General features: G+C 64.6%; 4 protein-coding genes and 1 pseudogene. 2 read left to right on the top strand and 3 right to left on the bottom strand.

What is annotated here, in order from left to right; translation table 11 throughout:
- Window positions 1–127: 127 nt before the first annotated feature.
- Both rpsR and rpmG read right to left on the bottom strand, forming a co-directional pair.
- Window positions 128–349, bottom strand: coding sequence for a 30S ribosomal protein S18 (rpsR, locus tag ACIQ2E_RS12450; RefSeq protein WP_010308434.1), 222 nt, complete (start codon window positions 347–349; stop codon window positions 128–130).
- Between the two features lie 64 nt (window positions 350–413).
- Entirely contained in the window at window positions 414–608 is a 195-nt protein-coding gene (gene rpmG / locus ACIQ2E_RS12445) for a 50S ribosomal protein L33 (protein WP_296366328.1), read from the bottom strand.
- Window positions 609–725: 117 nt separating this feature from the next.
- On the opposite strand from rpmG, the gene pheT reads away from it, so the two are divergent.
- Window positions 726–3,200 carry a phenylalanine--tRNA ligase subunit beta gene (gene pheT, locus ACIQ2E_RS12440; RefSeq protein ID WP_398330994.1) on the top strand — a complete coding sequence of 825 codons (2,475 nt, stop codon included), beginning with the start codon at window positions 726–728 and terminating at the stop codon, window positions 3,198–3,200.
- Between the two features lie 14 nt (window positions 3,201–3,214).
- Here the strand turns inward: pheT and rlmD are convergent, their stop codons facing one another.
- Window positions 3,215–4,579 carry a 23S rRNA (uracil(1939)-C(5))-methyltransferase RlmD gene (gene rlmD / locus ACIQ2E_RS12435; RefSeq protein WP_398330992.1) on the bottom strand — a complete coding sequence of 455 codons (1,365 nt, stop codon included), beginning with the start codon at window positions 4,577–4,579 and terminating at the stop codon, window positions 3,215–3,217.
- A gap of 110 nt (window positions 4,580–4,689) precedes the next feature.
- Here rlmD and ACIQ2E_RS12430 point away from each other — a divergent pair.
- Window positions 4,690–4,807 (top strand): annotated as a pseudogene (locus ACIQ2E_RS12430) (allophycocyanin); the annotation flags it as partial.

The following is a 4,807-nucleotide window of genomic DNA, read 5'->3' as shown; positions in this document are numbered from 1 at the left end:
GGCGTCAAAGCCGATGCGCAGGCGAGCTTTGCTGCCCTGGATCGCTTCAACAACCGCGAGCTGGGCTCCGCGGGATTCCTGAACACCGACCAGGTCGCCGGGATGGAACGCCGCGGATGCCAGGAGATCAGCCCTCGGGATTCACGAAGGGCAGCAGAGCCACGATGCGGGCGCGCTTCACCGCGTTGGTGAGGTCACGCTGCTGCTTGGCGGTGAGGCCTGTGAGGCGGCGGGGCAGGATTTTGCCGCGCTCGGTGATGAACTTCTTGAGCAGATCGACATCTTTGTAATCGATCGGATCACCGGGTTTGATCGGTGAAAGGCGCTTCTTGAAGAAAGAACTAGCCATGGCAGAACGGAGAAGGAAAAAGCGGAAGGCGCTGACTACACAGCAGACGTTGACGTCGCGGAGATCACTTGATCTCTTTGTGGACCGTCGACTTGTTGCAGTGCGGGCAGAACTTCTTCAGTTCGATCCGTTCAGTGGTGTTGCGTCGGTTCTTCTGGGTGGTGTAACGGGACACACCAGGAGAACGCTTGGCGGGGTTGGACCGGCATTCGGTGCACTCGAGAGTGATCACGATCCGGACGCCCTTGTTCTTAGCCATAAAGGACGTTGCCTCGCTTGGGCGATGCGTGTTGGACAGCGATCAACCATACCCTGTCGCCTGACCTCTCCCTCCAGGCCGGGTCTTTAGAGTCGGCCGATTGCGAAGGGTTCTGACATGCGGGTCTCGCTCCAATGGCTGCGGGAGCTCGTGGCCTGTGATCTACCCGCCGATGAGCTTGCCGAACGCCTCTCGGTGGCCGGTTTTGAAGTGGAAGAGATCGAGGATCTCGCCGCCCGCGCCGCCGGTGTTGTGGTGGGCCATGTGCAGAACCGGGATCAACATCCCAATGCCGACAAGCTGAGCGTCTGCACAGTTGACATCGGCGGCGCCGAGCCGCTGCAGATTGTCTGCGGGGCCAAGAATGTGCGGGCCGGAATCCATGTGGCTGTGGCCACGGTCGGGTCCTATCTGCCCGCGGTGGATCTCACGATCAAACCGGCAGAGCTGCGCGGCGTGGCCAGCAGCGGCATGATCTGCTCCCTCTCGGAGCTGGGCCTGGCCGATCGCTCAGACGGGATCGTGATCCTCGATGAAGCCCTGGAGAGCGTGCCGGCCCTTGGCACCCCGGTGGGGCCGCTGTTCGGCCTCGATGATCAGGTGCTGGAGCTGGCGATCACCGCCAACCGGCCCGATGGCCTCTCGATGCAGGGCATCGCCCGCGAGGTGGCAGCCCTGAGCGGAGGGGCACTCACCCTGCCGGCGGCCGCCCCAGCCATCAAGGCCAAGGCCCTGCCCGTGGAGGCGACGGTGCAGGAACGCATTGAAGCCGGAGGTCTGTTCAGCGTCACTGCCCTCAGCAGCCTCAAGGTGGCTCCCTCGCCACAGTGGCTGCAGAGCCGGCTTGAGCGCGCCGGGTTGCGCCCGATCAACAACGTGGTCGACATCACCAATCTGGTGATGCTTGAGTTCGGACAGCCGCTGCATGCCTTTGATGCCGCCAAGCTTGCGGCCGTCGGTGGCGGTGAGGGTGGCGGCCAAGCCGATCCCGCACGTCTTGATCTGCGCAGCGCCCGTCCCGGGGAAGCGTTCAAGGCCCTCGATGCCAGTGAGCACAGCCTCGGCGAGGACGCCTGGGTGGTCAGCTACGCCGATCAAGCCATCGCTTTGGCTGGCGTGATCGGTGGCGACAACAGTTGCGTGGACGACTCCACCACCAGCATCTGGCTTGAGGCGGCGATGTTCGCTCCCCAAACCGTGCGCCGCAGCGCCCGCAGTGTGGGGCTGCGCACCGATGCCAGCAGCCGTTTCGAGAAGGGTCTGCCAAGGGAAGTCACCCTCACGGCAGCCGACCGCGCCGTGCAATTGCTGCAGGAACTTTGCGGCGCCGAGGTTGAGGGCCGTTGGTGCCATGAGCGCCAGGATTCAGCACGCCCTCCCCTCAGCCTGCGCAGCGACGCGCTTCACAACCTGCTCGGCCCCGTGGTGGATGCCGACGCCAACGAGAGCGACCTACCCGATGCCGAGATCGAGCAGATCCTTACCGCCTTGGGCTGCACCCTCACCCCCGACGACGAGGGCTGGCAGGTACAGGTGCCCCCATCGCGTGCCATGGATCTGCAACGCGAAGTCGACCTGATTGAAGAGGTGGCTCGCCTGGTCGGCTACGACCGCTTTGCTAGCCATCTGCCCGATCCAATCGAGCCCGGTGGCCTCAGCGATGAACAGCAAGCCGAGCGGCGTCTGCGCCGGATCTTGTCTGCCGCTGGATTGCAGGAGACCTGCAGCCTGTCGCTCGGACCGGCTCAATCCGAGCGACCGGGAGCGGATCCCGCTAACCGGCTGCCATTGGCTAATCCCTTGCTGGCTGACTACAGCCACTTGCGCGACAGCCTGGTGGATGAACTGCTCGCATCAGCCCAACGCAATCTGCAGGCCGGGCGCAGCGGCTTCTGGGCCTTCGAGCTGGGCAACGTGTTTGACGCCACCGCCAAAGACGGTGGACAGCGGTTGCAGTTGGCTGGCGTGATCTGTGGCGCCCGCCAGGCGGAGCTGTGGAGCAGCAGCGGCAAACCCCGCTCCCTCGATTACTTCGAGGCTCGCGGAGTGATACAGCAAGCCCTCGAAAGCCTGAAGCTGCCAGTGGAGGATCGCCGCCTCAGCGATGAGCCACTGCTCCATCCTGGCCGCGCTGCTCAGGTGGTGATCGAGGGTCGGCCCACCGGCTGGTTCGGCCAGGCTCATCCGGAATTGGCCGAGCGCTACAACTTGCCCGCAGCCACCTATCTGTTCCAGCTGGATGTGCCCCAGCTGCTCGGTGCAGCCACACGCCGCAACCGCTGGCAGCCGGCCTTCGCGCCCTTCGCCACCGTGCCTGCTTCCGAGCGCGACCTGGCTCTTGTGCTGCCCAGCACCACCGCCAGTGGTCAGCTGCTGCACGCGATCCGCAAGGCGGGCAAGCCGCTGCTGGAGCAGGCCGAACTGGTGGATCGCTACGAGGGCGAGCAAGTGGCTGCCGGCAGCTGCAGCCAGGCTTTCCGCCTGCGCTACCGCGATCCCAAACGCACCCTCACTGATGCGGAAGTGGACAGTGCCCACGACAAAATCCGTGCCGCCCTGGAGAAGCAGTTCGACGCGCAGCTGCGGGCCTGAGTTCGCGTTCTCAATCAGTCGCGCTCTAGCAGGGCCACACATTCCACGTGGCTGGTCTGGGGGAAGAAATCAACCGGCTGCACCGGCCGAAGCCGGTAGCCTGCTTCGCTGGTGAGTCGGCCCAGGTCGCGGGCCAGGGTGGCGGGGTTGCAGCTGATGTAGGCGAGTCGTTTCGGTGGTGCCTGCAGGACTGCCTCGATCACCTCCGGCGTGAGTCCCTTACGCGGTGGATCCACCAGCAGTGATGCGGCCCAGGTGAGGTGCTCCGCCAGCGATGCGGCCACATCCGCCTGCTCGAAGCGCGCGCCGTGCAACCCGTTCCGTTCGGCATTGGCGCGGGCTTGCTGCACGGACCCCGGATGCAACTCCAAACCGAGCACATCCAGGCCTGCAGCCGCCAGAGGCAACGAGAACGTGCCGATGCCGCTGTACGCCTCAAGAACCTGACTTCGAGGGGTTTCGGAGAAGAAGGCTGTTAGTAGCGGCACGACCCGTTCCGCCTGGGCCGTATTCACCTGAAAGAACGTGTCGGCAGCGATGTGCAGCTCCTGACCGGCGAACCGCTCCAGCAACCAGGAACGGCCTGCCACCTGATGGGTTTCTGGGCCGAGCACCACATTGCTGGCGATCGGCTGGATGTTGAGGTTCACCCCCACCACCTCCGGCCAGCGCTGCATCCATTTGTTGCCGAGGTTCTCAAGGCCCGGAAGGTTGTTGTGGCTGCTCACCAGGGTGATCAGCACCTCGCCGCTGTGGTGACCCACGCGCAGCGCTAGATGCCTTAGACCTCCGCCCCCACTGAGGTTTACATCCACGGGCCAGCGGGTGGCTTCCAGATCGGCCTTGAGCGGAGCAATCAGCGCGTCGATGCGCGGATCAAGCACCGGGCAGCGGTTCATGTTCACGATCTTGTGGCTGCTGCGCCGGTAGTAGCCCGCCCGCAGCTGACCTTCCGGGGCCCGCTCCAGGGGGATCAGAGCCCGGTTGCGATAGCCCAGGCCGTTGGCTGCACTGAAGATCGGCAACACCTCAACCTTCACATGGCCCACCCGCTGGAGCGCCTGACGCACCAGATCGGTCTTCAGTTCCGCCTGGGCAGCATCAGCGCAGTGCTGCAGTGAACACCCCCCGCAACGCTCCGCCAGGATGCAGGAAGGCTTGATGCGACAGGGGGACGGCTCCTCAACCCCAACCAGGTCGGCCTCGAGATGTCGCTTGGCCTGACGCCGCAGCCGAGCCACCACATGCTCGCCCGGAAGGGCACCCGGCACGAAGACAACAAGATCGTCAAAGCGCCCCACGCCCTGGCCTTCATGGCCGAGGCCCTGGATGGTGAGCTCAAAGATTTGCCCCAGCCGCAGTGCAGTTGGTGTGGCCATGGCACGCGCCGGTCTGTTCTCTCGACCCTATCGGTGCGTAAACACCTGGCCATCGCAGCAGGGTTCAAGCCTGCAGTCTCGATAAGATCGCGAGGCACCAGGTGGTTTCGATGAGCGTCGTACGCGATCTGATCCTGCAGGCCGACGATCAGCTGCGCTATCCCACCGGCGGTGAGCTGCGTTCAATGGTGGAATTCCTCTCCACCGGCGCCAGCCGCATGGTGGTGG

This window comes from Vulcanococcus sp. (assembly GCF_044369115.1).
GTDB lineage: Bacteria > Cyanobacteriota > Cyanobacteriia > PCC-6307 > Cyanobiaceae > Vulcanococcus.
This window is presented reverse-complemented; position numbering and strand designations above follow the sequence as displayed.